This window comes from Streptomyces sp. NPDC008121 (assembly GCF_042957155.1).
Taxonomy (GTDB): domain Bacteria; phylum Actinomycetota; class Actinomycetes; order Streptomycetales; family Streptomycetaceae; genus Streptomyces.
In genome coordinates this window covers 755,449-781,186 of record NZ_JBIBHT010000002.1, presented here as the reverse complement: position 1 = coordinate 781,186, position 25,738 = coordinate 755,449, and the positions used below count along the sequence as shown (strand labels likewise).

At 72.2% G+C, this 25,738-nt stretch carries 24 protein-coding genes; 21 read left to right on the top strand and 3 right to left on the bottom strand.

Features of this window, described 5'->3' with window-relative positions; all coding sequences use genetic code 11:
* Positions 1 to 359: 359 nt before the first annotated feature.
* The 4 genes from lnt to ACFZBD_RS08995 all read left to right on the top strand — a co-directional run bounded on the left by lnt (position 360) and on the right by ACFZBD_RS08995 (position 5,551).
* Positions 360 to 1,985: an apolipoprotein N-acyltransferase gene (lnt, locus tag ACFZBD_RS09010; protein ID WP_391137929.1), complete on the top strand. Its 1,626-nt coding sequence runs from the start codon at positions 360 to 362 to the stop codon at positions 1,983 to 1,985.
* 197 nt (positions 1,986 to 2,182) lie between these two features.
* Positions 2,183 to 2,665, top strand: a complete 483-nt coding sequence (locus ACFZBD_RS09005; protein ID WP_391137926.1) for an NUDIX domain-containing protein — start codon at positions 2,183 to 2,185, stop codon at positions 2,663 to 2,665.
* Positions 2,666 to 2,720: 55 nt separating this feature from the next.
* Positions 2,721 to 3,608, top strand: coding sequence for a 3-hydroxybutyrate dehydrogenase (locus ACFZBD_RS09000; RefSeq protein ID WP_391137923.1), 888 nt, complete (start codon positions 2,721 to 2,723; stop codon positions 3,606 to 3,608).
* A gap of 53 nt (positions 3,609 to 3,661) precedes the next feature.
* Positions 3,662 to 5,551 carry a GAF domain-containing protein gene (locus ACFZBD_RS08995; protein WP_391137920.1) on the top strand — a complete coding sequence of 630 codons (1,890 nt, stop codon included), beginning with the start codon at positions 3,662 to 3,664 and terminating at the stop codon, positions 5,549 to 5,551.
* A 91-nt stretch (positions 5,552 to 5,642) separates the two neighbouring features.
* Here ACFZBD_RS08995 and ACFZBD_RS08990 read toward each other — a convergent pair whose 3' ends face one another.
* A complete protein-coding gene (locus ACFZBD_RS08990; protein WP_391137918.1) occupies positions 5,643 to 7,013 on the bottom strand; it encodes an MFS transporter in 1,371 nt (456 codons plus the stop codon).
* A gap of 435 nt (positions 7,014 to 7,448) precedes the next feature.
* On the opposite strand from ACFZBD_RS08990, the gene ACFZBD_RS08985 reads away from it, so the two are divergent.
* From ACFZBD_RS08985 to ACFZBD_RS08905, 17 genes are all read left to right on the top strand, one after another.
* Positions 7,449 to 7,676, top strand: coding sequence for a hypothetical protein (locus tag ACFZBD_RS08985; protein ID WP_391137915.1), 228 nt, complete (start codon positions 7,449 to 7,451; stop codon positions 7,674 to 7,676).
* A 492-nt stretch (positions 7,677 to 8,168) separates the two neighbouring features.
* Positions 8,169 to 9,161: an RNase A-like domain-containing protein gene (locus tag ACFZBD_RS08980; RefSeq protein WP_391138546.1), complete on the top strand. Its 993-nt coding sequence runs from the start codon at positions 8,169 to 8,171 to the stop codon at positions 9,159 to 9,161.
* A 10-nt stretch (positions 9,162 to 9,171) separates the two neighbouring features.
* On the top strand, positions 9,172 to 9,825 hold the full coding sequence (locus ACFZBD_RS08975) for a hypothetical protein (RefSeq protein ID WP_391137912.1): 654 nt from the start codon (positions 9,172 to 9,174) through the stop codon (positions 9,823 to 9,825).
* A gap of 15 nt (positions 9,826 to 9,840) precedes the next feature.
* Positions 9,841 to 10,500 (top strand): hypothetical protein, encoded by a 660-nt coding sequence (locus tag ACFZBD_RS08970; protein WP_391137909.1) that lies wholly within the window; start codon positions 9,841 to 9,843, stop codon positions 10,498 to 10,500.
* Between the two features lie 30 nt (positions 10,501 to 10,530).
* Entirely contained in the window at positions 10,531 to 10,938 is a 408-nt protein-coding gene (locus ACFZBD_RS08965) for a WXG100 family type VII secretion target (RefSeq protein WP_391137906.1), read from the top strand.
* 36 nt (positions 10,939 to 10,974) lie between these two features.
* Positions 10,975 to 11,277: a WXG100 family type VII secretion target gene (locus tag ACFZBD_RS08960; RefSeq protein ID WP_391137903.1), complete on the top strand. Its 303-nt coding sequence runs from the start codon at positions 10,975 to 10,977 to the stop codon at positions 11,275 to 11,277.
* 1 nt (position 11,278) lies between these two features.
* Entirely contained in the window at positions 11,279 to 11,638 is a 360-nt protein-coding gene (locus ACFZBD_RS08955; protein ID WP_391137900.1) for an RNase A-like domain-containing protein, read from the top strand.
* Positions 11,639 to 11,647: 9 nt separating this feature from the next.
* Positions 11,648 to 12,286 carry a contact-dependent growth inhibition system immunity protein gene (locus ACFZBD_RS08950; protein ID WP_391137897.1) on the top strand — a complete coding sequence of 213 codons (639 nt, stop codon included), beginning with the start codon at positions 11,648 to 11,650 and terminating at the stop codon, positions 12,284 to 12,286.
* Between the two features lie 379 nt (positions 12,287 to 12,665).
* Positions 12,666 to 13,472 carry an alpha/beta fold hydrolase gene (locus ACFZBD_RS08945; protein WP_391137894.1) on the top strand — a complete coding sequence of 269 codons (807 nt, stop codon included), beginning with the start codon at positions 12,666 to 12,668 and terminating at the stop codon, positions 13,470 to 13,472.
* Positions 13,473 to 13,815: 343 nt separating this feature from the next.
* Positions 13,816 to 15,327 carry an aldehyde dehydrogenase family protein gene (locus ACFZBD_RS08940; protein WP_391137891.1) on the top strand — a complete coding sequence of 504 codons (1,512 nt, stop codon included), beginning with the start codon at positions 13,816 to 13,818 and terminating at the stop codon, positions 15,325 to 15,327.
* Positions 15,328 to 15,412: 85 nt separating this feature from the next.
* Complete coding sequence (locus ACFZBD_RS08935) at positions 15,413 to 17,089, top strand: ABC transporter substrate-binding protein (protein WP_391137888.1); 1,677 nt, start codon at positions 15,413 to 15,415, stop codon at positions 17,087 to 17,089.
* Positions 17,086 to 18,006, top strand: coding sequence for an ABC transporter permease subunit (locus ACFZBD_RS08930; RefSeq protein WP_391137885.1), 921 nt, complete (start codon positions 17,086 to 17,088; stop codon positions 18,004 to 18,006). Before ACFZBD_RS08935 ends, ACFZBD_RS08930 begins: the two co-directional genes overlap by 4 nt.
* Positions 17,991 to 18,911 (top strand): ABC transporter permease subunit, encoded by a 921-nt coding sequence (locus ACFZBD_RS08925; RefSeq protein ID WP_391137882.1) that lies wholly within the window; start codon positions 17,991 to 17,993, stop codon positions 18,909 to 18,911. The genes ACFZBD_RS08930 and ACFZBD_RS08925 overlap by 16 nt, the downstream gene beginning before the upstream one ends.
* On the top strand, positions 18,908 to 19,906 hold the full coding sequence (locus tag ACFZBD_RS08920; RefSeq protein WP_391137879.1) for an oligopeptide/dipeptide ABC transporter ATP-binding protein: 999 nt from the start codon (positions 18,908 to 18,910) through the stop codon (positions 19,904 to 19,906). Before ACFZBD_RS08925 ends, ACFZBD_RS08920 begins: the two co-directional genes overlap by 4 nt.
* A complete protein-coding gene (locus ACFZBD_RS08915; RefSeq protein WP_391137875.1) occupies positions 19,903 to 20,718 on the top strand; it encodes an ATP-binding cassette domain-containing protein in 816 nt (271 codons plus the stop codon). The genes ACFZBD_RS08920 and ACFZBD_RS08915 overlap by 4 nt, the downstream gene beginning before the upstream one ends.
* A gap of 199 nt (positions 20,719 to 20,917) precedes the next feature.
* Complete coding sequence (locus ACFZBD_RS08910; protein ID WP_391137872.1) at positions 20,918 to 22,492, top strand: NAD(P)-binding protein; 1,575 nt, start codon at positions 20,918 to 20,920, stop codon at positions 22,490 to 22,492.
* A 71-nt stretch (positions 22,493 to 22,563) separates the two neighbouring features.
* Positions 22,564 to 23,799: an amidohydrolase family protein gene (locus tag ACFZBD_RS08905; protein ID WP_391137869.1), complete on the top strand. Its 1,236-nt coding sequence runs from the start codon at positions 22,564 to 22,566 to the stop codon at positions 23,797 to 23,799.
* An 82-nt stretch (positions 23,800 to 23,881) separates the two neighbouring features.
* On the opposite strand, the gene ACFZBD_RS08900 is transcribed toward ACFZBD_RS08905, so the two are convergent.
* The gene (locus ACFZBD_RS08900; protein ID WP_391137866.1) at positions 23,882 to 24,802 is read right to left on the bottom strand and encodes an EamA family transporter; all 921 of its coding nucleotides are present in this window, start codon (positions 24,800 to 24,802) and stop codon (positions 23,882 to 23,884) included.
* Positions 24,803 to 25,093: 291 nt separating this feature from the next.
* On the bottom strand, positions 25,094 to 25,732 hold the full coding sequence (locus ACFZBD_RS08895; RefSeq protein WP_391137862.1) for a TetR family transcriptional regulator C-terminal domain-containing protein: 639 nt from the start codon (positions 25,730 to 25,732) through the stop codon (positions 25,094 to 25,096).
* Positions 25,733 to 25,738 lie beyond the last annotated feature (6 nt).

Here is a 25,738-nt window from a genome sequence, read left to right as displayed (position 1 = left end):
GGGGGCTGGGGTGCCGAGGGGCCCAGGGCAGGGGACACGGGGCGGGAGGCGCCGGTGGGGTGGGGAGGAGCTGGGGTCGGCCAACGGGGCCGGGAGGTCCGGTCAAGAGGGGGGATGGGCACGGCCTGCCGCACGGGGCGGAGGCGGGGCGGGAGGCGCCCGGGTCGCAGGTGAGGCGGGGAAGCGTCCCCACCGGCGCCTCGGCGGGTCGTCCCTGTCAAGAAAGGCGGAGTGGCCCGGGTCGGCCTCCGGACGCGAGGCCTCCGTCGAGACCGGGGCGCTGCCGCGTCGGACTCCGTCGCCGACGTCGCCGGCGCCCGTCCCGCCCTGGTCGGCGGGCCGCGCCGTAGACTCCGCGTGTGAGCACCACCATCTCCCCCGTCGACGCCTCCGGCCCCGCCCCGGACCCCGAACCGGCCGCCGACGGCGGGCCCCGGCGCATCGGGCGGCGGCTCCTGCGGCCGGGCGCCGCCGCGCTGTCCGGGATCCTGCTCTTCCTGAGCTTCCCGCCCCGCCCGCTGTGGTGGCTCGCGCTGCCCGGTTTCGCGCTCCTCGGCTGGGCCCTCCACGGCCGCCGGCCGCGCGCCGGCTTCGGCCTCGGCTATCTCGCCGGGCTCGGCTTCCTGCTGCCCCTGCTCGTCTGGACGGGCGAGGAGGTCGGCCCCGTGCCCTGGATCGCCCTCGCGGCGGTGGAGGCGCTGTTCGTCGCCGCCGCGGGCCTGGGGATCGCGGTCGTCTCGCGACTGCCCGCCTGGCCGGTGTTCGCCGCGGCGGTGTGGATCCTCGCCGAGGCGGCACGCGCGCGTGTCCCCTTCGGCGGCTTCCCCTGGGGCAAGATCGCCTTCGGGCAGGCGGACGGCGTCTTCCTGCCCCTGGCCGCCGTTGGCGGCACCCCGGTGCTCGGGTTCGCCGTCGCGCTCTGCGGCTTCGGGCTGTACGAGATCATCCGGCAGCTCCGCGCCCGCCGGGTGACCGGCGCCTTCGCGCGCCGCTCCCTCACCGCGGCCGTCCTCGCCGTCCTCGTGCCGGTCACCGGCGCCGTCGCCGCGCTGCCCCTGGTCGACGGCGCGGCCGAGGACGGCACCGCCACCGTCGCCGCCGTCCAGGGCAACGTGCCGCGCCTCGGGCTCGACTTCAACTCCCAGCGGCGTGCCGTCCTCGACAACCACGCCAACCGGACCAAGGAGCTGGCCGAGGACGTCAAGGCCGGCCGGAAGCCCCAGCCCGACTTCGTGCTGTGGCCGGAGAACTCCTCCGACATCGACCCGCTGGCCAACCCCGACGCCAGAGACGTCATCGACGAGGCGGTCGGCGCGATCGGGGTCCCGACCGTGATCGGCGCGGTCATCGCCCCCGACACCGGCAAGCTGCGCAACACCCTCATCGAGTGGGACCCGGAGAAGGGCCCCGTCGCCACCTACGACAAGCGGCATGTCCAGCCGTTCGGCGAGTACATCCCGATGCGGCCCTTCGTCCGCCTCTTCAACAGCGACGTCGACCGGGTGAGCCGCGACTTCGGCCCCGGCGACAAGATCGGGGTCTTCGACCTCGCGGGGACCCGCGTAGGGCTCGCCACCTGCTACGAAGCGGCCTTCGACTGGGCCGTGCGGGATACCGTCACCCATGGCGCCCAGCTGATCACCGTACCGAGCAACAACGCCACCTTCGGCCGCAGCGAGATGACCTACCAGCAGCTGGCGATGTCCCGGGTCCGGGCCGTCGAGCACAGCCGCTCCGTCGTCGTGCCGGTCACGAGCGGCGTCAGCGCGATCATCATGCCGGACGGGAAGATCGTGCGGGAATCGCGGATGTTCACCCCCGACGTGCTGGTCGACGAGGTGCCGCTGCGCTCCTCGCTCACCCCGGCCACCCGCATGGGCACCCTGCCCGAGGCGCTTCTGGTCGCGCTCGCCGCCGCCGGACTCGGCTGGTCGGCGCTCCGTTCCCTGCGCGCCCGCCGGGAGGCCCGCTCCGAAGGCGCCTGATCGGCGGCGTCTAGGGCGTGTTTCGAAAGTCCCGTCTGGCCGGGGGCGCCTGGCACGCACGCTCGCTGCGTTGTCGGTCGTCGGCGCAGCCCGCTGCGCTCTCCTTCCTCCGCCTTGCGATCGCACGCACCAGACGCCCCCGGCCCCGCCCTGCGGGCGGACGACGCTACTTTCGAAACACGCCCTAGGGTCGGGGCATGGGTACTCCTGACTTCATCCGCGAGCTGCGGGCCACCGCCGGCCACCAGCTGCTGTTCCTGCCGGGCGTGAGCGTCGTCGTCTTCGACGACCGGGGTCGCGTGCTGCTCGGCCGGCGTGCCGACAACGGCCTGTGGTCGATCATCGGCGGCATCGTCGAGCCCGGCGAGCAGCCCGCCGACTGCGCCGTGCGCGAGGTGTACGAGGAGACCGCCGTGCGCTGCGAGGTCGAGCGGGTCGTGCTCGTCGAGACCCTGCGCAAGCCCGTCGTGTACGCCAACGGCGACCAGTGCCAGTTCATGGACATCTCCTTCCGCTGCCGGGCCGTCGGCGGCGAGGCGCGGGTGAACGACGAGGAGTCCACGGAGGTCGGCTGGTTCGAGGTGGACCGGCTCCCGGAGCTGAAGCGGTTCGCGCGCTTCCGGATCGAGCAGGCGCTCTCCGACGGACCCACATGGTTCGACACCACGCCACAGCACTGAAGTATGGGTGCAGCGCACATCGGTCGCGGGTGGGGCGCTTCATAAGGTGCGGAGCATGAGCGCCCCCTCCACCTCAGGTCCCGCCCCGGCCCCGGCACCCCTCGTCCCGCCCCGCCCGGCGGTGACTCCCGCCGAAGCGCCGGCCCCCGCCCCGGCCCCGGCTCCCGCCCTCGCCTCCGTCGCGCTCGACCTCACCGGTCGCAGCGCGCTCGTCACCGGCGCGGCCGGGGGCATCGGACGCGCCTGCGCGCTCCGGCTCGCCGCCGCCGGGGCTCACGTCCGCGCCGTCGACCGGGCCGGCGACGGGCTCGCAGCCCTCGCCGACCAGGCCACCGGCCTCCCCGGCACGGTGGAGCCGCAGCTCCTGGACCTCACCGACCTGGACGCTGCGGAGGCCGCCGCCGCGGGCGCCGACATCCTCGTGAACAACGCCGGACTGCAACTGGTCCGCCCCATCGAGGAGTTCCCGCCCGACGTCTTCCACACCGTGCTCACGGTCATGCTGGAGGCCCCCTTCCGGCTGATCAGGGGCGCCCTGCCGCACATGTACGCTCAGGGATGGGGCCGGATCGTCAACGTCTCCTCCGTACACGGTCTGCGCGCCTCCGCCTACAAGTCCGCCTATGTGGCCGCTAAACACGGTCTCGAAGGACTCTCCAAGACCGCCGCGCTCGAAGGCGCCGCCCACGGGGTCACCTCCAACTGCGTCAACCCCGGCTATGTGCGGACACCACTGGTCGAGCGGCAGATCGCCGACCAGGCGGCCGCCCACGCCATCCCCCCGGAGCGGGTCCTGACCGACGTCCTCCTCAAGGACTCGGCGCTGAAGCGGCTCATCGAACCCGACGAGGTCGCCGAGGCGGTGCTCTACCTCTGCACCCCGCAGGCGTCCTTCATCACCGGCACCTCCCTGACCCTCGACGGGGGCTGGACCGCACACTGAGCGTCGTCCACAGGGCTGGTGCGATCACCCGTACGGCAGGTATCCCTGTGTCCATGTCCCAAGAACAGGTCTCCTACCTGGAACTCCTCGCCCGAGGAGCCGCGACGGAGGCATACGACCGGCCCGTGCTGCTCGCCCGCGCGAGCGGCGCCGGCCCCGAGGCGCTGGCCGGGCTCGAACGGGCCAAGCGGCTCGCCCTGCGGGTGCGGGCCGAGCTGGAGGGGCGGCGCCGCCGCGAGGCGGAGCTCTCCGCCCTCTTCGAGACCGCCCACGACCTCGCCGGACTGCGCGACCTCGACGCGGTGCTCCGCGCCATCGTCCAGCGCGCCCGCTCCCTCCTCGGCACCGAGGTCGCCTACCTCAGCCTCAATGATCCCGTCGCCGGCGACACGTACATGCGCGTCACCGAGGGTTCGGTCTCGGCGCGTTTCCAGCAGGTCCGGCTCGGCATGGGGGAGGGGCTCGGCGGTCTCGTTGCCCAGACCGCCCGGCCGTACGTCACCGAGAGCTACTTCGACGACCCCCGCTTCCAGCACACCGCCACCATCGACTCCGCCGTGGGCGACGAAGGGCTCGTCGCCATCCTCGGCGTCCCCCTGACTCTGGGCAGCCAGGTCATCGGCGTGCTCTACGCCGCCGACCGCCGCGCCCGCGTCTTCGAGCGGGAACAGGTCGCCCTCCTCGGCTCCCTCGCCGCGCACGCCGCCGTCGCCATCGACACGGCCAACCTCCTCGCGGAGACCCGCTCCGCCCTCGCCGAGCTGGAGCGGGCCAACGACATCATCCGCGAGCACAGCGGCGTCATCGAACGGGCCTCGGAGGTCCACGACCGGCTCACCGAACTCGTCCTGCGCGGCGGCGGCGTCCCGGACGTCGCGAGCGCCGTCTCCGAAGTCCTCGGCGGCACGGTCGCGTTCGTCGAGGGCGCGGGGACCACCGCACCGGTCGCCGACGGCCACGCGATCCGGGACGGGGACCACTGGGTGGCCGCGGTCTCGGCCGGCGGCGAGACCTTCGGCGCCCTCGTCCTGAGCGGCCAGTCCGACCTCGACCCCGTCGACCAGCGCACCCTGGAACGGGCCGCCCTGGTCACCTCCCTGCTCCTGCTGGCCCGCCGCTCGGCCGGCGAGGCGGAACAGCGGGTGCGCGGCGAACTGCTCGACGACCTCCTCGACGCCCCCGACCGGGACCGCCGCCTGCTGCGCGAGCGCGCCGCCCGCCTCCGTACCGACATCGACGCGCCCCATGTGGTGCTCGCCGCCCGCATCGACCGGGGCGGGGCGGGGAGCGAAGGGGAGAGCGGGGTACGGGAGAGCGCCGACCGCCAGCGGCTCTGGTCGGCCGCCTCGCACCTGGCCGCCACCCGGCACGGCCTCGCCTCCGCGCGCGACGGCGGGACGGTGCTGCTGCTTCCCCTCGGCCGTGGCGAGAGCGCCGCCGAACTGGCCCGGCAGACCGCCAAGCACCTCGGCGGCGCCGTGCGCGAACCGGTCACCGTCGGCGCCTCCGCCCCCGTCGAAGCGCCGCTCGCCCGCCCCGGCCAGGTCGCGATCGCCTACGGGGAGGCCCGCCGCTGCCTGGACGCGCTGCGCCTGCTGCACCGCTCCGGAGAGGGTGCGGCCGCCGAGGACCTGGGCTTCCTCGGTCTGCTCCTCGCCGACGGCCGGGACATCGAGGGCTTCGTCGACCGCACGATCGGCGAGGTCGTGGCGTACGACGCGCGGCGTGGCACGGACCTGGTGCGGACCATGGACGCGTACTTCGCGAGCGGCATGAGCCCCGCGCGGACGAAGGACGACCTCCACGTCCATGTGAACACCGTTGCCCAGCGCATCGAACGGATCGGACGCCTCCTCGGCCCCGACTGGCAGTCACCGGCCCGCGCCCTGGAGATCCAACTGGCCCTGCGCCTGCACGCCATGGCGCCGGCGGTCGCCCGCTGAGGGCCTCGGCGGCGCGGACGGCGAGGCGCTGACGGCGAAGGCGCCGGCTCCCCGTGGGGGAACCGGCGCCTTCGCCGGGGTGAGGAAGGGCTCAGGCGTCCGCCCGGACCGGGACCACGGCGGGGGTGGTGTCCTCGGTCATGTCGGAGAGGTCGAGGTTGCGGGTCTCGCGGGCGCAGGCGAGGGCGACGATCGTGAGCAGCGCGGCGGCGATGACGTACAGCGCGATCGGCGTGGAGGAGCCGTAGTCGGCGAGCAGCGCGGTGGCGATCAGGGGCGCCGGGGCCCCGGCGGCTACCGAGGAGAACTGCGCGCCGATGGAGGCGCCGGAGTAGCGCATCCGGGTCGCGAACATCTCGGAGAAGAACGCGGCCTGCGGCGCGTACATCGCCCCGTGCAGGACCAGTCCGACGGTGACGGCGAGCAGCAGGCTGCCGAAGCTCTTGGTGTCGATGAGGGCGAAGAACGGGAACATCCAGGCGCCGACGCCGACCGCGCCGATCAGATACACGGGCTTGCGGCCGATCCGGTCGGAGAGCGCGCCCCAGAGGGGGATGACGGCGAAGTGGACGGCGGAGGCGATCAGGACGGCGTTCAGCGCGGTCTGCTTGCTGAGACCCACCGAGGTCGTGGCGTAGACGAGGATGAACGCGGTGATGACGTAATAGCTGATGTTCTCCGCCATGCGGGCGCCCATGGCGACGAGCACATCGCGCCAGTGGTGCTTCAGGACGGCGACCAGCGGCATCTTCTCCACCTGCCCGGCCGCCGCCTTCCGCTCCTCGGCGGCGGCGAGAGCGGCCTTGAACACGGGTGACTCGTCCACCGACAGGCGGATCCACAGGCCGACGATGACCAGCACACCGGAGAGCAGGAACGGTATGCGCCAGCCCCACGACAGGAACGCCGCGTCGGAGAGCAGCGCGGTCAGCGCCGACAGTACGCCCGTCGCCAGCAGCTGCCCGGCCGGCGCCCCGGTCTGCGGCCAGGAAGCCCAGAACCCGCGCCGCTTGGCGTCCCCGTGCTCCGACACCAGCAGGACTGCCCCGCCCCACTCCCCACCGAGCGCGAAGCCCTGAACCAGCCGCAGCGCGGTGAGCAGCAGCGGCGCGGCGGAACCGACGGTGGCGTGCGTCGGCAGCAGCCCGATGGCGAAGGTCGCCCCACCCATCAGCAACAGGCTCAGCACCAGCAGCTTCTTGCGCCCGAGCCGGTCCCCGTAGTGCCCGAAGACGAGCGCGCCCAGCGGCCGGGCGGCGAACCCGACCGCGTACGTGAGGAACGACAGCAGCGTTCCGACCAGCGGATCGGAGTCGGGGAAGAACAGCTTGTTGAAGACGAGCGCGGCGGCTGAGCCGTAGAGGAAGAAGTCGTACCACTCGATGGTGGTGCCGATGAGACTCGCGGCGACGATGCGCTTGAGATTCGACTCGGCGGGTGGAGCGGTCGCGGGGGAGGACATCGGCACCACTTCCTGGCGGATGACGGGGACGTTTGCGTGTCGCCACACCGTAGAAACACGCTGGTCACCGTCGTATGTGGTGGGACACCATAGTTCTGGCGGCTGGGGTGCGTGGGGCCGCCATGTGGGCGGTTCGGGGGCCCGCCGCCGTTCTGTGGGGCGAGGGCAGCACGTTTTGCGCGGGGGGCGGGCGGAGACCCAGACGGGAGCCGACCGCCACGGCTCGTTCGCCGACCGACCGCGGCAGGCGGGTCGCGCGCCGGGTGAGGCGCGCCACTTATCCATCAACCATGCTCTTGTTCATGCGGTTTGACGATCCGTGATGTTAGCTTCGGTCCGAGCCCCCAGCCGACGCCGTCACCGAGCCCGAACGCGTCACCGACCCCGCCGAGCTCAGGTCCGCCGCCCCAACTGCCGCCGCCGACCCCGCCCGCGGTGACCAACCCGTGGACGGCACCCGGCGGCTTCGACGTACAGCCGTTCCACCTGTACCAGGTGTCGGCGGCCCTCGCCGTCGAGCAGCAGTCGTTCCACAAGGCGCTCGTGCAGTTCCTCGACGTCCACGCCGGCTACTCCAAGGTCGGCGGATCCGGCGCTGTCACAGCCGAGTTCGCCACCCAGTACGCCGCGGTCGTCACCCTCCTCCCTGGAGGTGCACGGTAAGGCCGTCGTCGCTGTCGGCGGTGCGGCGGTCGGCTTCACCACCACGGCCAACAACTTCCGGCAGGCGGACGCGGCGACCCACCCGCTCAACCCACCCTTCGCACCACAGCCGCCGCCGCAGGTCATCACCGCCCCGCCGGCCTACACGGCCCCGCCACCCTTCGGCGTGCGCGACGGCAACCCCGTCGACGACTTCGCCGACGTCTTCGACGGCGACATACCCGGTTCCCTGATGCGCACCGTGATCGAGGAGGCCCTGCGGGCCGGCCGGGCCCTGGAGATCCTGCCGCTCCCGAACTACCTCAGGGTCAACGAGCTCTCGCAAGCCTGGCTGCCGTTCCAGACGGGCATCGGCATCATCCAGGGACAGCTCAGCGGCACGATCGACACCATCACGGACAATGCCAACGGCGACTGGCACGGGGCGATGCTTCAGTTCGTGTCGTCGCTCTGGGGCACGACGGCCTGGGGCAAGAACACGGCCGGCTACGAGTGGGCCCACAAGCCGCAGACGGGCGCGGGCACGAGCCTCCCGGTGTTCGGCGTCCTCAGCACCACGGCCCAGATCCTGGCCCAGGCCATCCGCTCGTACGCGGAGGCCGCGGAGAAGGTCCGTACCGAGCTGCGCGAGATCCTGTACAAGGCCATCAAGGACGCCTTGGCAATCCTCGACGTCGCCGACATCAAGAGCGTGGGGGACCTCTTCGAGCGCCTCAAGAAGATGTGGAAGGGCCTGGGCGCGGCGGTGCTCGTCGCCATCGACACGGACGCCGTCAACGCGGCGGTCGACACCTACGAGACCGAGTTGCGGGCCCAGACCCAGAAGGTGAAGGCCCGGCTCGAACCCCTGCGCGAGGCCTCGCGCGCGGTACCGACCTTCCAGTCGCAGTCGGCACTGGCGGAGGCGTTCGGGGCGCGCTCGCTCTTCGAGTTCGACCGCTCGATCGTCCCGCTCAACGAGCAGTCGCGAGACCCGAACAACCGGTTCGGCATCGACCTCGCCTCGATGGAGTGGGAGACCAACCCCTACCAGGCCACCCCGAACGACCCGCTGAGGCCGGGGAAGGACGCCCACACGATCGACCGGCACGTCGGCCTCACCCCGGACCAGCTACGGATGCGCGTACGGAACAGGGAGTCGACGCCTCGGCCTTCCGGGACCTGCCCGCCGCCCAGAAGCATGTGCAGGCCGCACTCAACGACTCCGACAACATCAGGACGATCGAGCAATGGATGGAGAAGCAGAAGCAACGGGTGGCCAACGGTACGTTCAAACCCGGCTCGTCGCCGACGCTGGATGAGTTCACCGTCACGGACGCGAACGGCAAACCCGTCGTGACGGGATCCTCCGTCTCGAAGTCCGACTTCGCCTCCCACGGCTTCAGCGCCCAGCCAACCCAGGTCCACAGCGTGAAGCTCGTGCTCGCCTACTCGCCGGATTCAGGGACCTTCTATGTCCGCACCGCCTTCCCGTCCCCGCCGTAACATGCGCCTCATGAACACGCAGCACCACGAATTCCTCACTGAAGGCGCGGTGGGGCTCCTCCTGCGTATCGCCGTCGCGTCGCGCAACCCGGGCGCCGCACCGCTGGAGGACGAACTCCAGCGCCTGTCCCGCTACCTGCTGGATTCCAGGGCGACGTCAGCGGCGATGCCGCCCGCGGTGCTGGCATCCCTGCTCGACCTCCTGGCCGACGAGGTCGGCACCGAGGCGTACGAGACGAGGCCCGCCGAGTATCGCCAGGTCCTGGCGCGGGCGGCCGGCGACGATCCGCCTGCCGACTTCCTGCACTCGCTGGCCGCCCTCATCCGTGACCGCCAGTTCCTCTTCCACCCGAACCTGACGGAGCTGCCGCTGTCCAACTGGGAGGCGAGTCACCGATTCTCGCTGACGTCAGCCGTCGTCAGCAGCATGGTCTCGGGGGAGTACGCCAGCGTGGACGAGGCCTTGGAGGAGATCCTGACCAGCGAACATCCGGACTGTCAGGAGCTCGCCGACCTTGCCGGGGAATTGCAGCGCCTCCTGTACATGTTCCGTACGCCTGCCGAACTGGACTCCGCCTTCGCCACCGTCAAACCTCACGTGACCCACGCACGCGTCCGCCTCCTCCTCGACGCCATCCACGTCCACTTCGCCGAGCAGCACTGACACAGCATGCGCCATGTGACCACAAGACACGAAGAGTTCCTCACCCAGGGCGCGGTGGGGCTCCTGCTGGACGTCGCTGCCTCCTCGCGCAACCCGGGGGCCGCGCCGCTGGAGGACGAACTCCAGCGGCTGTCCCGGTTCCTGCAGGACTCCCGCGCGATCTCCGACGTGATGCCACTGGTGGCGTTGGCCTCGCTGCTCGACCTCCTCGCCGACGAGGTCGGCACGGAGGCGTTCGAGGCAAGGCCCGCCGTGTATCGCCAGAGGCTGGCGCGCGCGGCCGGTGACGATCCACCGGCGGACTTCCTGCGTTCACTGGCCGCGCTCCTCCGCGAACGCCAGCTCCGCTCCTACCCGGACATGACAGAATTGCCGCTCTCCTTCTGGGAGGCGCGCGGACGCTTCGCGCAGACAGAGCACTTCCTCTCGTCGATGTTCTCGGGGGAGTACGACGACGTGGACGAGGCTCTGGAGGAGATCCTGAACAGCGAGCACCCGGAGGACTGCCATGAGCGACTCGGCAACCTCGCCGGCGAGCTGCAGCGCATCCTGTACCTGTTCCGCACACCAGCCGAGTTGGACGCGGCTTTCGCCACCGTCATGCCGTACGTGACCCACGCACGCGTCCGCCTCCTCCTCGACGCCGTCCACGTCCACTTCGCCGAGCAGCACTGACCCACCCGACCCTGGAAGGAGCCACCCGCCATGCCCATCGAGCCGACCCTCGCCGTGTCGGACGAGGACCTGAAGCGTCTCGCCGACGACCTGGACGCCATGCGGACGCACATCGACGGGGTGGTGCGCCGGATGGACGCGCTCGTGGACCGGGCCGAGGCGCGGTGGCGCAGTGAGGCGGCGACGGAGTACCGGAAGCTGCACCGCGAGGCCGGGGCCGACGCCGTGCGGGTCCGGGAGATCCTGGGCGTGCTTGCGAACGCCGTCCGGATGAGCCGGGACGGGTTCACGCGCCAGGAGCTGGACGTCCTGCGGGGGTTCCGGGCCGAGATGGGGAAGGTCGACATCGACGCCGAGGTACGCGAACTGTCCGGCGAGGGATCGAGCGCGGGCCCGGCCGGTGGAGCGGCGCCGACCAGCAAGATCAACCACATCTGAACGCGTACCTGAAACAGACGTGAGGCAGGGGGAAGCGTGAACGAAGACGGCTCGATATCCGTCGACGTGGTCGCGCTGCGAGAGATCGCAGGCGACCTCGAGGACATCGTGAAGAAGCTCAACGAGCGACTGGGCGCGCTGTACGACCGCACGGTGCCGGTCGTCCTCGCCTGGGAGGGAGAGGCCCGCGAGGTGTTCGTGGACGAACTCGACCGCTGGGACAGGCAGATGGAGGACCTGCAGGCCGCGCAGAAGTGGCTGCACGCCGTCGTCACCACCGGGCAGGCCAACTACACCACCGCCCAGCGAGCCACGCTGCGCGGCTGGGGCGGGGCCTGACATGACGACGCCTCCCGCACCTCCCATACCCCCCGCGTCACCCGTCCCGGCCCGCGCCGACCGCGCCGCGACGTACCCGGACCGGGTGACCGCCCAATGGGCCACCCAGCAGGTGATCGCGTTGAACGAGCAGGTCATCCACCGCTGGCTCGCCCAGTCCACCCGGCAGCGGCTCGTGATCGAGGCCGCCTGGCCCACCCGCCCCGACCCGGTGGGCACGCTGCTCACCACCGGGATGGCGCTGGCCGGCCAGGAACCGATCCCGGTGCGCGCCGCCCGGGTCGTGCTCCGCAGGATCGTGCCCGGCGAGCCCGGCGCGTACCCCTTCACCGTGCACTCCTCGCTGCCCATCGACCTGTAAGAGGCCTGTGTGTCCCTGAACCCCGCCGAGCACGACCGCAAGTACGGCGAGCTCGACCAGGTCGTCCGCGCCCACCTGGGCCTTGGTCCGCACGCCCCCGAGGCGGTGGCCGGCTATCTGCGGCAGACCTGGCGCACCCGGCCCTGGGCCATCGCCGTCGCGGCCGAGCAGCTACGCGTCTACGCCGCCAATCCGCCGGGGCGGCTGCGGCAGCGGCTCGGCGAGTACTACCGGCTGCCCGACGTGGGGCTGCCGCCGGAGGAGATCCGGGACTGGCTGACGGGCCTCGCCGACCGGCTCGACGAGAGCCTGGCGACCGGCCAGGCGCCACCGCCTGCCGCGCCCACGACGCCGTGGGAGTGGCGGGCCCGCTTCCCCGAGCTGGCCCAACTGGTCGGCGGCTGGTTCACGCAGGACCTGCCGGACGAGTTCGGCGACCACCAGGCCGCGCTCGCCGACTACCTGGAGGGCACCGACACAGGGCTCGTCGCCCAGCTGACGGGGGAGTTGCACGATCTCCTCGCCCTGGGCCTCGACGAGGACGGCCTGGCCCTCGCGCTGGTGACGCTCGGCGCGGAGGTCGAACCGCCGGCACCCTTCACCCCCGGCGCCTGGCTCGCCACCCTCGCCGTACACCTCCGCGGCTGACCCGCCGGAGGCGTACGGCGCCCCGAGTCGGACCGGCCGGTCCAGCGCCGTGCAGCCGTCTCCTCGTCCCTGTGCAGTCAGCGCAGCAGTTTTCAGGGCGGGAAGTTCGGTGGCGTCGGGGAGGGTGTTGCGGCGGCCATGTGCACCACTTCAAGCAGGTGCGGGGACGTTTCGGTGTCGCCACACCGTAGGAAGTCGCAGGTCAGGGGCGTATGTGGTGGGACACCATAGTTCACCCCCGCCACATGCGCCCAGCCGCCATGGCCCACTGCTGCTGCCCCGCTCGAAGACTAGGGGTGATCCCTGGGCCTCATGCCGCGATCCCCACGGAGAATGACTGCTTCGGACCGACACCACACGCGAAGCAGGAGTAGCGCCGATGCCGTTCACGCAGACATCGTCCGGGCCGGTCCATTGGACCGCAGAAGGAGAGGGGGAGCCGCTGGTGCTCCTCCACGGGTTGGGTGGTGACGTCTCGTTCTGGGAGGCGGAGCGGACCGCTCTGGCAGACCGATTCCGGGTGGTGTCGATCGACCTGCGTGGATCCGGCCGGACACCCGCTGCGCGGGACGGTCACACCATGGACGACCTCGCCGACGATGTCGCCGCCGTCCTCGCGGACCAGCAGCTTGTCTCCGCCCACGTGCTGGGTTTCTCGATGGGGGGTCTGGTCGCCCAGGCGTTCGCTCTCAGACATCCGGCCATGCTCCGGCGGCTTGTCCTCGCCTCCACCTTCGCGGTCATGAACCGGCAGTCCCGGATGTTCCTCGACGCGGTCCTGGACGTGTACGAAGGCGGAGCCACGCCCAAGCAGATGTTCGACCTCATCTGCCCATGGCTGTTCTCGGCAGACTTCCTCGCCGACCCTGCCAACGACGTTTTCCTGCACTACCCCGATGACGAGCCCGAAGTGCAGTCCCTCGATGACTGGCGCAAGCTCTACCTGGCCCAGCGGTCGTTCGACGCCACCAGCGGCCTGCCCGCCATCACGGCTCCCACCCTCGTGATCGCCGGCGGCGAGGATCGGCTCGCCACCGTGGAGGATGCTGAGGCCCTCGTTCGTTCCGTATCCTCTGCCGTCCTACACGTACTGCCGGGCAAGGGACACCTGGTGAATGTGGAGGCTTCCGATGAGTTCATCGACCTGGTGCGATCCCACCTCCTCGTAGACCACAGCTCAAACTGACTCTCCGGCTGCCCGACGTCTCGGCATCGGCTTCCCACGGCTCCGCCGAGCCCTCCCGCACCCCGAGCCCTCCCGCACCCCGAGCCCTCCCGCACCCCGAGCACGCGTCCCGGAGCGATCCGACCGCCCCTCCGTTCCGCGGACGAGGGCCGCAGTCTCGCGTCCGCCCTGTCGGGCGTTCTCAGTCAACCGGAAGCTGATCCGCGCGTCAGTATTTCGCGCACCCTCTATTGACTCGCGAATCAGTAGAGGCCTACGTTCGGAACCAGCCAGACACCCCCTCGTCTTTCGGCTCCGGGGTGCGGCCTCCACCGAACCCCAGGCGTCCGTGAGGAGCACGACCATGGGTCATCCGGTCATCCACGCCACCAGTGCACGCGCCCATGAGGAGCGCCGGCACTTCTGGATCGGCGGCGCCTGGCACGTCCCCGCCGCAGGCCTCGACGGGCCCTGTGTGCTGGTCCGCGACCCCGCCGGCCGCGACTCGGTGGGCTGCGTACCCGACGGTACGGCCGAGGACGTGGACGCGGCGGTCGCCGCCGCCCGGCAGGCGTTCCCGGCCTGGTCCGCCTCCGGCACCGGCACCCGGCAGCGGCTGCTGACCGCCGTCGCGGAGGGCATCAGGAAGGACGAGGACCAGTTCGCGGCGCTGATCAGCGCCGAGATGGGCGCACCCGTCGACAGCGCCCGCCTGGTGCAGACACGACTCGCCGCCGACGTCTTCGCCTCGTACGCCGAGCTCCTGGACGGGCTCGCCTGGGAGGAACGGATCGGCAGCTCCCAGATCGTCCGCGAACCGGTGGGAGTCGTCGCGGCCATCACCCCCTGGAACTATCCGCTCTACCTCATCGCGGCCAAGGCCGCCGCGGCGCTCGCCGCCGGATGCACCCTCGTCCTCAAGCCCAGCAGCGACGCACCCCTCAACGCCTACCGGCTCGCCGAGGTCTTCGAGGCCGCCTGCGCCGAGGCAGGCGTGCCGGGCGGTGTCTTCAACGTGGTCACAGGCTCCGGCGCGGTCGTCGGCAAGGCGCTGACGACCCACCCCGACGTGGACGCGGTCTCGTTCACCGGCTCCACGGAGGCCGGCCGGACGGTCGCGGCCGACGCGGCGGCCACGGTCAAACGCGTCGGACTCGAACTGGGCGGCAAGTCCGCCCGGGTGATCCTCGCCGACGACCCCGACGGGCCGACGGTCGCGGACCTGCCCGCCGCGGTCCGCACCGCCCTCGCCGACGCCTTCGCCAACGCGGGCCAGACCTGCACCGCCTGCACCCGCGTCCTCGTCCCCGAGAGGCTGTACGCCGAGACCGTCTCCCTGGCCGCGCAGGAGGCCGCCCGCCTGACCCTCGGCGACCCGGCACTCCCCGGCGACCACCTCGGCCCCGTCGCCACCTCCCGGCAGTACGCCGACGTGCTCGCGTACATCGACACCGGCATCGCGGAGGGCGCCCGTCTCGTCGCCGGAGGAAAGGCGTCCGCGGACCGCGTCCCCGAAGGACTGGAGGCCGGGCACTGGGTCCTGCCCACGGTCTTCGCCGACGTCACCCCCGACATGACCGTCGCCCGGGAGGAGATCTTCGGCCCCGTGGTCTGCCTCCTGCCGTACCGCGACGAGGCCGAGGCCGTCCGCATCGCCAACGACTCGGTCTACGGACTGGCCGGAGCGGTGTGGTGCGCCGACGCACGACGGGCCGAGGACTTCGCCCGGCGGATGCGCACCGGACTGGTCACCGTGAACGACGGGCAGTTCAGCGTTCTCGCACCGACCGGCGGCTACAAGCAGTCCGGCGTCGGCCGCGAGCTGGGCGTGCACGGGCTCCACGAGTACACCGAGCTCAAGACCATCCAGTGGTGACGGCGCACGCCGGGCGAGTCCCTCCCCGCCGAACCCCTTCCCGCCCACCGGTCACCCCGTACGGGGCCACCCTGAGAGGACACCCATGACCGGACCACACCATCCCGGACCGGACCGGCGGCAGGTCCTCGCCGCCGGCGCCGTCGGAACCGCGGCCCTCCTGCTCACCGGCTGCGCGGGCGACCCACCGCCCGCGCGCCCCGGACCACCGGCCGACGTGCCGGCGTGGGCCCCCGGACCGGGGGACCCGGCCGGGTCCCGCCGGGGCGGTCGGGTGATCACCGCCTGGTCCGACGAGGCGCAGTCCTACGACCCGGCGGTCGGCTGGGACCTGCACAGCTGGGAGGCGATCTCGACCCTCCTGTACGCCCCGCTCTACCAGTACGCCGGACAGTCCGGTGGCCCAGCCCCGAACGCGGCGGCCGCGCCACCTGAGGTCTCCGGTGACGGCCGCTCCTACACCGTCCGCCTGCGGCCCGACGTCCGCTTCCACAACGGGCGCCCGGTGACCGCCCAGGACTACGTCTACACCCGGACCCGACTGCTCGACCCCGCCCTGGAGTCCTGGGCCGCGAGCTACCTCCTCGGCATAGAAGGCGCCCAGGCGGTGTCCGAACGCAAGGCCCGCACCGTCACCGGGCTGCGGGCCCGAGACCCGCACACCCTGCAGATCCGACTCGCCGAGCCCGACGTCCTCTTCCCCGCACTGCTCTGCATGCCGTACACCGCGGCCCTGCCCGCCGAGGAGATCCGACGGCTCGGCACGGGTTTCGGCCGCACCCCCGTCGGCACCGGGCCGATGCGCATCACCCGCTACGACAGCAAGGCGAAGCGGGCCGTGTTCGAGCCCTTCGACGGATACTTCTGGCGCGGCACACCGCTCCTCGACCGGGTGGAGTACCGGTGGGGCATCGACTACCCCCTCCAGACCCTCCAGCTCTCCGGCGGCCGGGTCGACGTCCTCGGCGAAGGCCTGGTCGCCAGCCAGGCGGCCCGCTTCACCGCCGACCCCGCCGTACGGGAGAAGTACGTACAGCAGATCCCGGTCCGCGGCACCCAGTGGCTCTCCGTCAACCACAAGCGCCGGGAGCTCAAGGACCCCCGCGTCCGGCAGGCCCTGAACTGGGCCGTCGACCGGGAGCAGTTGATGCGCCTGAACTTCGGGCTCTCCGACCCCTGGGGCAGTCCGTTCCCGAAGGCCCTCGACCGCTACCGGCGGACCGCGCAACCCTACGGCCATGACCCCGGCCGCGCGCGCGAACTCCTGGACCGGGCGGGGATACGCAGACTCCGCCTGGAGTTCCTGCACGGCACCCAGGACCCGTGGCCCCTGCTCGGACAGGTCCTCCAGCAACAGCTCGACGCGGTGGGAGTGGAGATCGAACTGAACGGCATGAGCCAGTCCGCCTTCGAGGACGCCACCGCGCGCGGAGAGGGCGACCTCTACGGCACCCACCTCTACCTCACGCTCAACAGCGCCCTGGAACTCGTGAGTTCCAACTTCACCTCCTCCGCCGCCTACAACTACACCGGCTACGCCAACGCACGGGTGGACGAACTCACCGCCCGGGCGCGCAAGGGCCGCACCCCGGAGGAGGCCAACGCACTGCTCGCCGAGGTCGAGGAGGAACTGGTCCGCGACGCCGCGGGGGTCTACGTCGGCAGCATGAACTTCCTCGCCGCCCGCGCCCCGCACCTGCGCAACTACCGGATGCGCGGAGAGACCGGCACCTACTACGACCGGCTGTGGGTGGGACGATGACCGCACCCGTCGCCATCGGACCGGCCTCCGCGCCCGCCCCGCTCCCCGGCCGGCCGGACGCCCCGAGCGGCCCGGCCCGCAAGGGGGGACGGCCGCTCTGGCTCGCCGGGCTCTCCCTCTTCGGCGCCCTCGCCCTTCTCGCCCTCCTCGCCCCGCTCGCCGGGTCGCCCTACACCCTCCACACCGACAGCCTCACCGCGGCGGGTCTGCCCAGCGGGGTGGGCACACCCGGTCACCCGCTGGGGACCGACGCGATCGGCCGGGACATGCTCGCCCGCTCCCTCCACGGACTGCGCGCCACCCTGACCATCGCCCTGGTCGCCAACCTCACCTCCGTCGGCCTGGGCGCCGCGGTCGGGCTCGTCGCCGGCTTCTACCGCGGCTGGGTCGAGCAGTGCCTGATGCGCGTGGTCGACGTCTTCCTGTCCGTGCCCACCGTGCTCTCCGGGCTCGCGCTGGCGAGCATCGTCGGCCGCGGCACCACCGGCATCATCATCGTCGTCACCGCGCTCTACTGGGCCTGGACCGCCCGCCTGGTCCACGGCGAGACGACACGGCTGCGCGGCCGCGGGTACGTGGAGGCGGCCCTGGCCCACGGCGTCAGCCGCCCCGCCACGCTGCGCCGCCACGTCCTGCCCCACCTGTCCACCGCCCTGCTCAACGTCGCGGCGCTCAACGGGGCGGCCGTCGTCATCGTCGGCGCCGGACTCTCCTACCTCGGGGCGGGCATCCAGCCGCCCACCCCGGAGATCGGCAACATGCTGGCGGACGGCTCCGCGAGCATGACCTACGCCCCGCACACCCTGTTCGTCCCCCTGGTCCTGGTCATCGCGACCGTCCTCGCCTTCGTCCTGATCGCCGAAGGGCTCAACCGCCGCAATCCCCTCTCGGAGCGCCGCTCATGGCTCGACGCATAGGCATACGCATCCTCCTGGGCCTGTTCACCGTCCTCGCGGTGGTCCTGCTCACCTTCGTCCTCCAGTACGTCGTCCCGGGCGACCCCGCCCGCAGCATCGCCGGGCCCAAGGCAGGGCCGGAGGTCCTCGCGGAGATCCGCGCCCGGCTGCACCTCGACGACCCGCTGTGGTCGCAGCTCGGCCACTACCTGGGCTCGGTGGCCAGGGGCGACCTGGGCACCTCGTACGCCACCGACCGACCCGTCCTCTCCCTCGTCCTCGAACGCCTCCCCGCCACCACCCTCCTCGCCGCCGCGGCCGTCGTCGTCGAGGTCGTCATCGGCGGACTGTGGGGCCTGTGGGAGGCCTTGCGGCCCCGGCGCAGCTGGCTCCTGGCCACCGTCAACGTCGGCCTGCTGTCGATGCCGGTGTTCTCCCTGGGCTTCCTGCTGCTGCTCCTCTTCGGATACCACTGGCCGCTCTTCCCCATCGACGGGGGCGCCGGGCCCGCCCAGCTCGTGCTGCCGGCCCTGACCCTCGGCGTCCTGGGCGCCCCCTACTACGCCAACGTCGTGCGCGACAGCACACGGGAGGCCCTCGCCTCGGCCTATGTGCGCACCGCCGTCTCCAAGGGGCTCAGCCGCCGCAGGATCGTCCTGCGCCACGTCGTGCGCAACACGGCCTCACCGGTGGTCACCCTGCTCGGCATGGACGTGGCGGTGTTCCTCTCCGGTGTCGTCTTCGTCGAGACGATCTTCGGCTGGCCGGGCATCGGCCAGCTCCAGACCACCGCGTTCGCCGAACTCGACCGCCCGCTCCTCACCGGCACGGTCATCGTCGCCTCGACCCTCGTCGTGACGGCGAACCTGCTGGTGGACCTCGTCAGGACCGCCATCGACCCCCGTGCCGCCTCGGAGACGCCATGACCGCCCCTCCCGCACAGACCCCCGCGCGCCGCCTCGGCAGCGACGTCGGCATCGACGGCCTCAGCGTCGCCTACGGCGACCACACCGCCCTCCGGGACGTGTCCTTGCACGTACCGGCGGGCACCACCACCGCCCTGGTCGGAGAGTCGGGATCCGGCAAGTCGACGCTCGCCCTGGCCACCGGCCGGCTCCTCCCCGCCGGGGCCCGGATCACCGCCGGCTCGGTGCGGGTCGGCGACGTCGACCTGACCGCGCTGGGCGGCCGGGCCCTGCGCGAGGCCCGCGGCCGGACCGCCGCCTACCTGGCCCAGGACGCCTCCGCCGCGCTGAACCCGGTCGTCCGGGTGGGGCGCCAGATCGCCGAGGTGCATCAGGTCCGTTGCGGCGCGTCCCGCGCCGAAGCCGCCGAACTCTCCCAGCGCGCCCTCGCCGACGTCGGCATCCCGGACCCCGACCGGGTGGCCCGCCTGTACCCGCACGCGCTCTCCGGCGGCATGCGCCAGCGCGTCATCATCGCGATGGCGCTCGCCTTCCACCCCCAGCTCCTCATCGCCGACGAGCCGACCACCGCGCTGGACGTGACGGTGCAGGCGGAGATCCTCGGCCTGGTGAGCCGGCTCCAGCGTGAGTACGGCCTCACCGTCGTCTGGATCACCCATGACATGTCGGTGGTGGCGGAGATCGCGGACCACGTCGCCGTGCTCTACGGCGGGCGGCTCGTGGAGCACACCGACGTGCTCGGTCTCTTCGAGGGGGCGCGGCACCCCTACACGCGGGCACTCTTGGAGTGCTTCCGCAGCGGTCGTGACGCGGCCCCGAAGGAGCCCTATACGACCATCGCCGGCAGCCCTCCCACCGGAGGGGTACCGGAAGGCTGCCCCTTCCACCCCCGATGTCCCGAGGCCGAGGCCCGTTGTGGGGTCGAAGTCCCCCGGCTCGAAGGGCTCGCCGCGGATCACGTGGCCGCCTGCCACCGACTGGAGGACGGACGATGACCGCGGCGCCGAGGACGGGCCCGGAAGCGCCCCTGCTGGAAGCGACCGGCATCACGAAGCGGTACGGCCGTTTCACTGCCCTCGACGCGGTCGATCTGCGTATCGAGGCGGGCCGCACGGTCAGCATCGTGGGGGAGTCCGGCTCCGGGAAGTCCACCCTGGCGCGGATCGTCGTCGGCCTCGAGCGGGCCGACGCCGGCACCGTCCGTTTCCGCGGCGAGCCGGTGCGCGGGCGCCGCGCCCGCAAGGCCTTCCGCCGCAGTGTGGGCATGGTCTTCCAGGACCCCTACGAGTCGATCGACCCGCGCATGACCATCGGCGAGGCCGTGGCCGAACCGCTGCGGGCCCACGGCCTCCACCGGGCGGACCGAGCCGCCCGGGTGCGTGAACTGCTCGACGCCGTGGGGATGGAGGGGGTTCCGCCCGAAGCGTGGCCGCACCGTTTCTCGGGCGGCCAGCGGCAGCGCGTCTGCATCGCCCGTGCTCTGGCCACCGATCCCGAACTGGTCATCTGCGACGAGCCCACCTCCGCGCTGGACGTCTCCGTCCAGGCGCAGATCCTGAACCTGTTGCTGGACCTCCAGCGGCGGCGGGGGCTGTCCTACCTCTTCATCACGCACGACCTCGACGTGGTCCGCAGGATCAGCGACGAGGTCGACGTCCTGCTGCGCGGCCGGGTCGTGGAGCGGGGTACCGCCGAGGAGATCACCGACAGCCCCGGGCATGCGTACACCCAGCGGCTGCTGGGCGCGGTACCGGCCGACTCGCCCCGCCGCCGGCGCATCGGGAAGCGGCTCGACGTTGACTGCTGAATCAGTCAGATCGAGTGCGGCGCGTGGAGAAGATTCGATCCCTGCAGGGTGGCCCACGCACCTGCGATGCGTAGGCCCTTGAGCTGCTCAAATGATATCCAGCCCAAGATTATCCAGGGCTAGTTCTTGACTGGTTAGTCAGTCAGTAAATCACCATGGAACCCTTGCGATGCAAGACGGGAGAGTGCTACCAAGAGTCATGACTGCACACGCCGGAATCTCCAAGGACGTCTACGACGTCGTCATCGTCGGTGGCGGCCACAACGGCCTCGTCGCCGCCGCCTATCTGGCCCGGGCCGGGCGCTCCGTCCTCGTCCTCGAACGCCTCGACGTCACGGGCGGCGCCGCCGTCTCGACGCGGGCGTTCGCCGGAGTGGACGCGCGGCTGTCCCGCTACTCCTACCTCGTCTCCCTGCTGCCGTCGAAGATCGTCGACGACCTCGGCCTGCGGTTCGCGGTCCGCAAGCGGTCGGTCTCCTCCTACACGCCCACCGTCCGCGACGGCCGGGCCACCGGGCTGTTCGTCGGCGGGGGCGAGGAGCGCACCCGCGCCTCGTTCCGGGCCCTCACCGGCTCCGACACCGAGTACGAGGCCTGGCGCGCGTTCTACGCCACGACCGGCGACGTCGCCCGCAAGGTCTTCCCGACGCTCACCGAGCCGCTGCCCACCCGCGAGGCGCTGCGCGCCCGGATCGGTGACGACGCCACCTGGAACATGCTCTTCGAGCAGCCGCTGGGCGTGGCCCTGGAGGAGCGCTTCCGGGACGACCTGGTCCGCGGGGTCGTCCTCACCGACGGTCTCATCGGCACGTTCACCGACGCCCACGACGCGTCCCTCGCCCAGAACATCTGCTTCCTCTACCACATCATCGGCGGCGGCACCGGTGACTGGGACGTCCCGATCGGCGGCATGGGCGCCTTCACCGACGCCCTCGCGGGCGCCGTCCGCGAGGCCGGCGCCGAGATCGTCACCGGACACGAGGCGCTGAGCATCGCCCCCGGTGCCCCGTATACCGAGGTCGCCTACCGCACGGCGGCCGGGGAGGGCAGCGTCGCCGCCCGCAAGGTCCTGGTGAACGCCTCGCCCGAGGCGCTCGCCGCCCTCGTCGGCGACGAACCGCCGGCCGAGCGCGCCGAGGGCGCCCAGCTGAAGGTCAACATGCTGCTGCGCCGCCTGCCCCGGCTCAAGGACACCTCCGTCGACCCCCGCGAGGCGTTCTCCGGCACGTTCCACATCTCCGAGGGGTACGCGCAGCTGGACACCGCCTACCGGCAGGCCGCCTCGGGCGTGCTGCCCTCGGCGCCCCCCTCCGAGATCTACTGCCACTCGCTCACCGACCCGACGATCCTCTCGCCCGAACTCGTCGCGCGCGGCTACCAGACGCTGACGATGTTCGGACTCCACGTGCCGGCCCGTCTGTTCGACGAGGACAACGCCGGCAAGCGGGAGACCCTGCTCAAGGCGGCTCTCGCCGAACTGGACTCCGTGCTCGACGAGCCGGTCACCGAGTGCCTCGCCATGGACGAGGACGGCCGCCCCTGCATCGAGGCCAAGACCCCGATCGACCTGGAGAACGAGCTGCGGCTGCCCCGCGGCAACATCTTCCACCGGTCCCTGGCCTTCCCCTTCCTGGACGAGTCGCGGTCCACCGGCCGCTGGGGCGTGGAGACCGCCCATGAGAACGTGCTGCTCTGCGGTGCGGGCGCGGTGCGCGGCGGAGGCGTCAGCGGCATCCCCGGTCACAACGCCGCCATGGCCGTACTGGAGCAGTGACTCCGCTCCCGGGGCGCCCCCGTGGCGCCCCGGGCCCGAACCCCACCCCGGAACAGAGGAGCGCGAAGGACATGACGATCGCCCTGCGGTGTGCCCGGCTGGTCGACGTCGTCGCCGGCGAGGTCCTCGACGACCGCGTCGTGCTGGTGGACGGCGACCGGATCGCCGCGGTCCTCCCCGGCACCGCGCCGGTCCCCGAAGGCGTGCGGGTTTTCGACCTCGGGGACGCGACGCTCTGTCCCGGCCTCGTCGACCTGCACACCCACCTCGTCGGGATCGCCGCCTGCGGGGACCCCGTGCACGAGCTCCGGCAGAGCGCCGCGCAGCAGGCGTTCGAGTCGATCGGCCACGCCCGGGACACCCTCCTCGCCGGCTTCACCACCGTCCGCGACCTCGGCACCTTCCGGGCGTTCGTCGACGTGGCCCTGCGGGACGCCATCGACAACGGGACGGTGCCGGGGCCCCGCATGGCGGTCGCGGGCGCCTATGTCACCGTCTCCACCGGCGGAGGCATGATCACCGGTCTGGCCCCCGACATCACGTTGCCCAAGGAGTTCCGCTTCGGCTCCGTGCGCGACGTCGACGACGTGCGCGAGCGGGTCCGCGAGATCCTGCATCACGGCGCCGACCTCATCAAGCTGATCGGCACCGGCGCCGTCATGGCAGCGGGGACCGTCCCCGGCGCTCCCGAACTGACGGAGGCGCAGATCCGGGCGGCGGTGGAGGAGGCGGGCCACTACGGCGCCCACGTCGCCGTCCACGCCCACGGGACGGAGGGCATCAAACGCGCCGTCAGGGCCGGGGCCCGCTCCGTCGAGCACGGCTGCTACCTGGACGACGAGGGCATCGAGCTGATGCTCCGGCACGGCACCTACCTGTCGGCGGACATCTGGTGGAGCGACTGGCTGGCCGACCACGCCGCCGACGCCGGCTTCGACCAGGAGGCGCGGGAGAAGAACGACCACGCGACCCTGGCCCAGCGCGAGGCGTTCGCGCGGGCCGTCCGGGCCGGGGTCCGGATCGGGTTCGGGTCCGACGCCGGCGGCTTCCCGCACGGAATGCAGACCCGTCAGCTCGCCACCATGGCCGCCCACGGCATGACGGCCCTGGAGGTGCTCCGCGCGGCCACGCTCAGCGGCGCCGAGTGCCTGGGGTGGGAGGACCGCATCGGCTCGGTCACCCCGGGCAAGTACGCCGACCTGATCGCCGTCGCGGGACCGCCGGAGGACCTGGCCGCGTTCACCGACGTCCGCTTCGTGATGAAGGGCGGCCAGGTCGTCAAGGACACCCTGACGCCGTCGGAGTGATGACCTCGGAGCGACGGGCGAGCGCGGGGGAGACGGGCGCGGGCCGCGGTCGAACGTCCCCTCCACTGTCGGCGACCGCCTTCTAGTCGGAGGCGGTCGCCGGCTCCCGCGCTCCGGGCCGGTCCGCGGAGATGACCAGGTACATGGCCAGCATGATCAGGGCGCCCCCGAGGAGCGTCCGGTACGTCGGCGGGATCCCGACGGCGAGACTGAACGCCGCCACGAACAGCGGCTCACAGGCCAGGACGACGGCGGCGCCCGCGGCGTCGATCCGGGACTGCGCCCAGGTCTGCACGGCGTACATGCCGAGCGTCGCGAGCAGGGTGGAGTACGCCAGCCAGCCCCAGCCCGCCCCGGTGTCCGGCAGGTCGATGCCGGAGGGGACGGCCCAGACCGCGGCGATCGCTCCGGTGCCGAGGATCTGGAGCGCGGCCAGACCGTAGACCTTGTCCGGCGCCGCGTACTCCGACAGCAACGCGACCTGCACCGCGTACGATCCGGCCGCGGCCAGGGTGAGCCAACTCCCCACCCCCGGCGACACTCCGTCGAACGAGATCACGGCCAGGCCGACCGTCGCGGCGGCCACCCCGCCCCAGACCCCCGCGGACACCCGGGTCCCGAAGAGGGCCCTGCCGGCCAACGGGGTGAGGACGACGAACAGCGAGACCAGGAAGCCGGACTGGGAGGCCGGCAGGTGGTGCTGCCCCTCGATCTGAAGCAGGGTGCCGGAGGCCAGGAAGACCGCAAGTCCCAGCCCGGCCAGGGTGTGGCGCCGACCGAGCGAGAACACCGCGCGGGGCCGCGCGGCCACCATGACCAGGCCGGCGAGGACGAAGCGGACGGCGACGAGGCTCGCCGTCCCCGTCTCGGGGAGCAGCCAGGCCGTCGCCAGATAACTCCAGCCCCAGACGGCGGTGGCGCAGGTCAGCGCCGCGATGGCGACGCGGCGGCTGCGGCGCGCCGCGGCAGAGGGAACGGCCGGGCGGGGCGGGGATGCGGTCACGGTGTCCCCCTGGACGAGTACGGCCGTGCGAGGACGGGGCGCGGGACGTGCCGGGCGAGATGCGGTAAGCCTAGATTCTGACTGATTCGTCAGTCAATACAGAAGGGCGTGCCAGGTCCATGGCGAACGGTGGGAGACCGGGTGGGCCGAGGCACGGAAGAGCCGAAGAGGAGGCCGGCCCGCCCGGCCGGTGGTCGAAGACGCCGTCCGCTCGTGGCGGCCGGCGCCCGCCGCCCAAGACGGCGCCGCTATCACGAGACGGCGCCCGCTGTCACCAGACGGCGTCCGCCGTCAGGATCGGGCCGATGCCGAGGCGGCGGAGCGCCCCGGCTCCAGAGCGGACGCCTCGATCCCGAGCTGGCCGGCCACGTGCTCCCGCACCCAGCCCGCGGCCTCCGCCTTCTGCAGGGCGCCGTGGCGGGCGACCAGCTGGACCGCGATGCCGTCCAGGAACAGGGTGATCCGCCAGGTCGCGGTCCGGGGGTCGGTGCAGTGGAACTCCCCCCGTTCCACGCCGTCCCGGATCAGCTCGGTGAGCGAGGCCTTCCACTCCTCGTCCATGGTGCGCATCACGTCGTGGAGTCCGGGGTCCCGCATGCCGGCCGACCAGCCGTCGATCCACAGCCGCCAGTCGGCCGCCTGCCCGGTGGGCAGGTACAGCCGCAGCAACGACTTCAGCCGGGTCACCGCGGACCCCGACCGGCCGACGACGCTGCGCAGACTCTCCATCTCCCGCCGGGCGGCGTGGGTGAAGGCCGCCTCGATCAGGAGTTCCTTGGTCGCGAAGTGGTAGTGGAGCAGCCCGCTGCTCACCCCGAGTGCCGTCGCGACGTCGGCCACCCGGGTCGTCGCGATGCCGCGCCGGTTGATCTGTTCGACCGTCGCGTCGAGGATCTCTTCCCGGCGCAAGACCACCTGTTTGCGTGCCACGAGGGA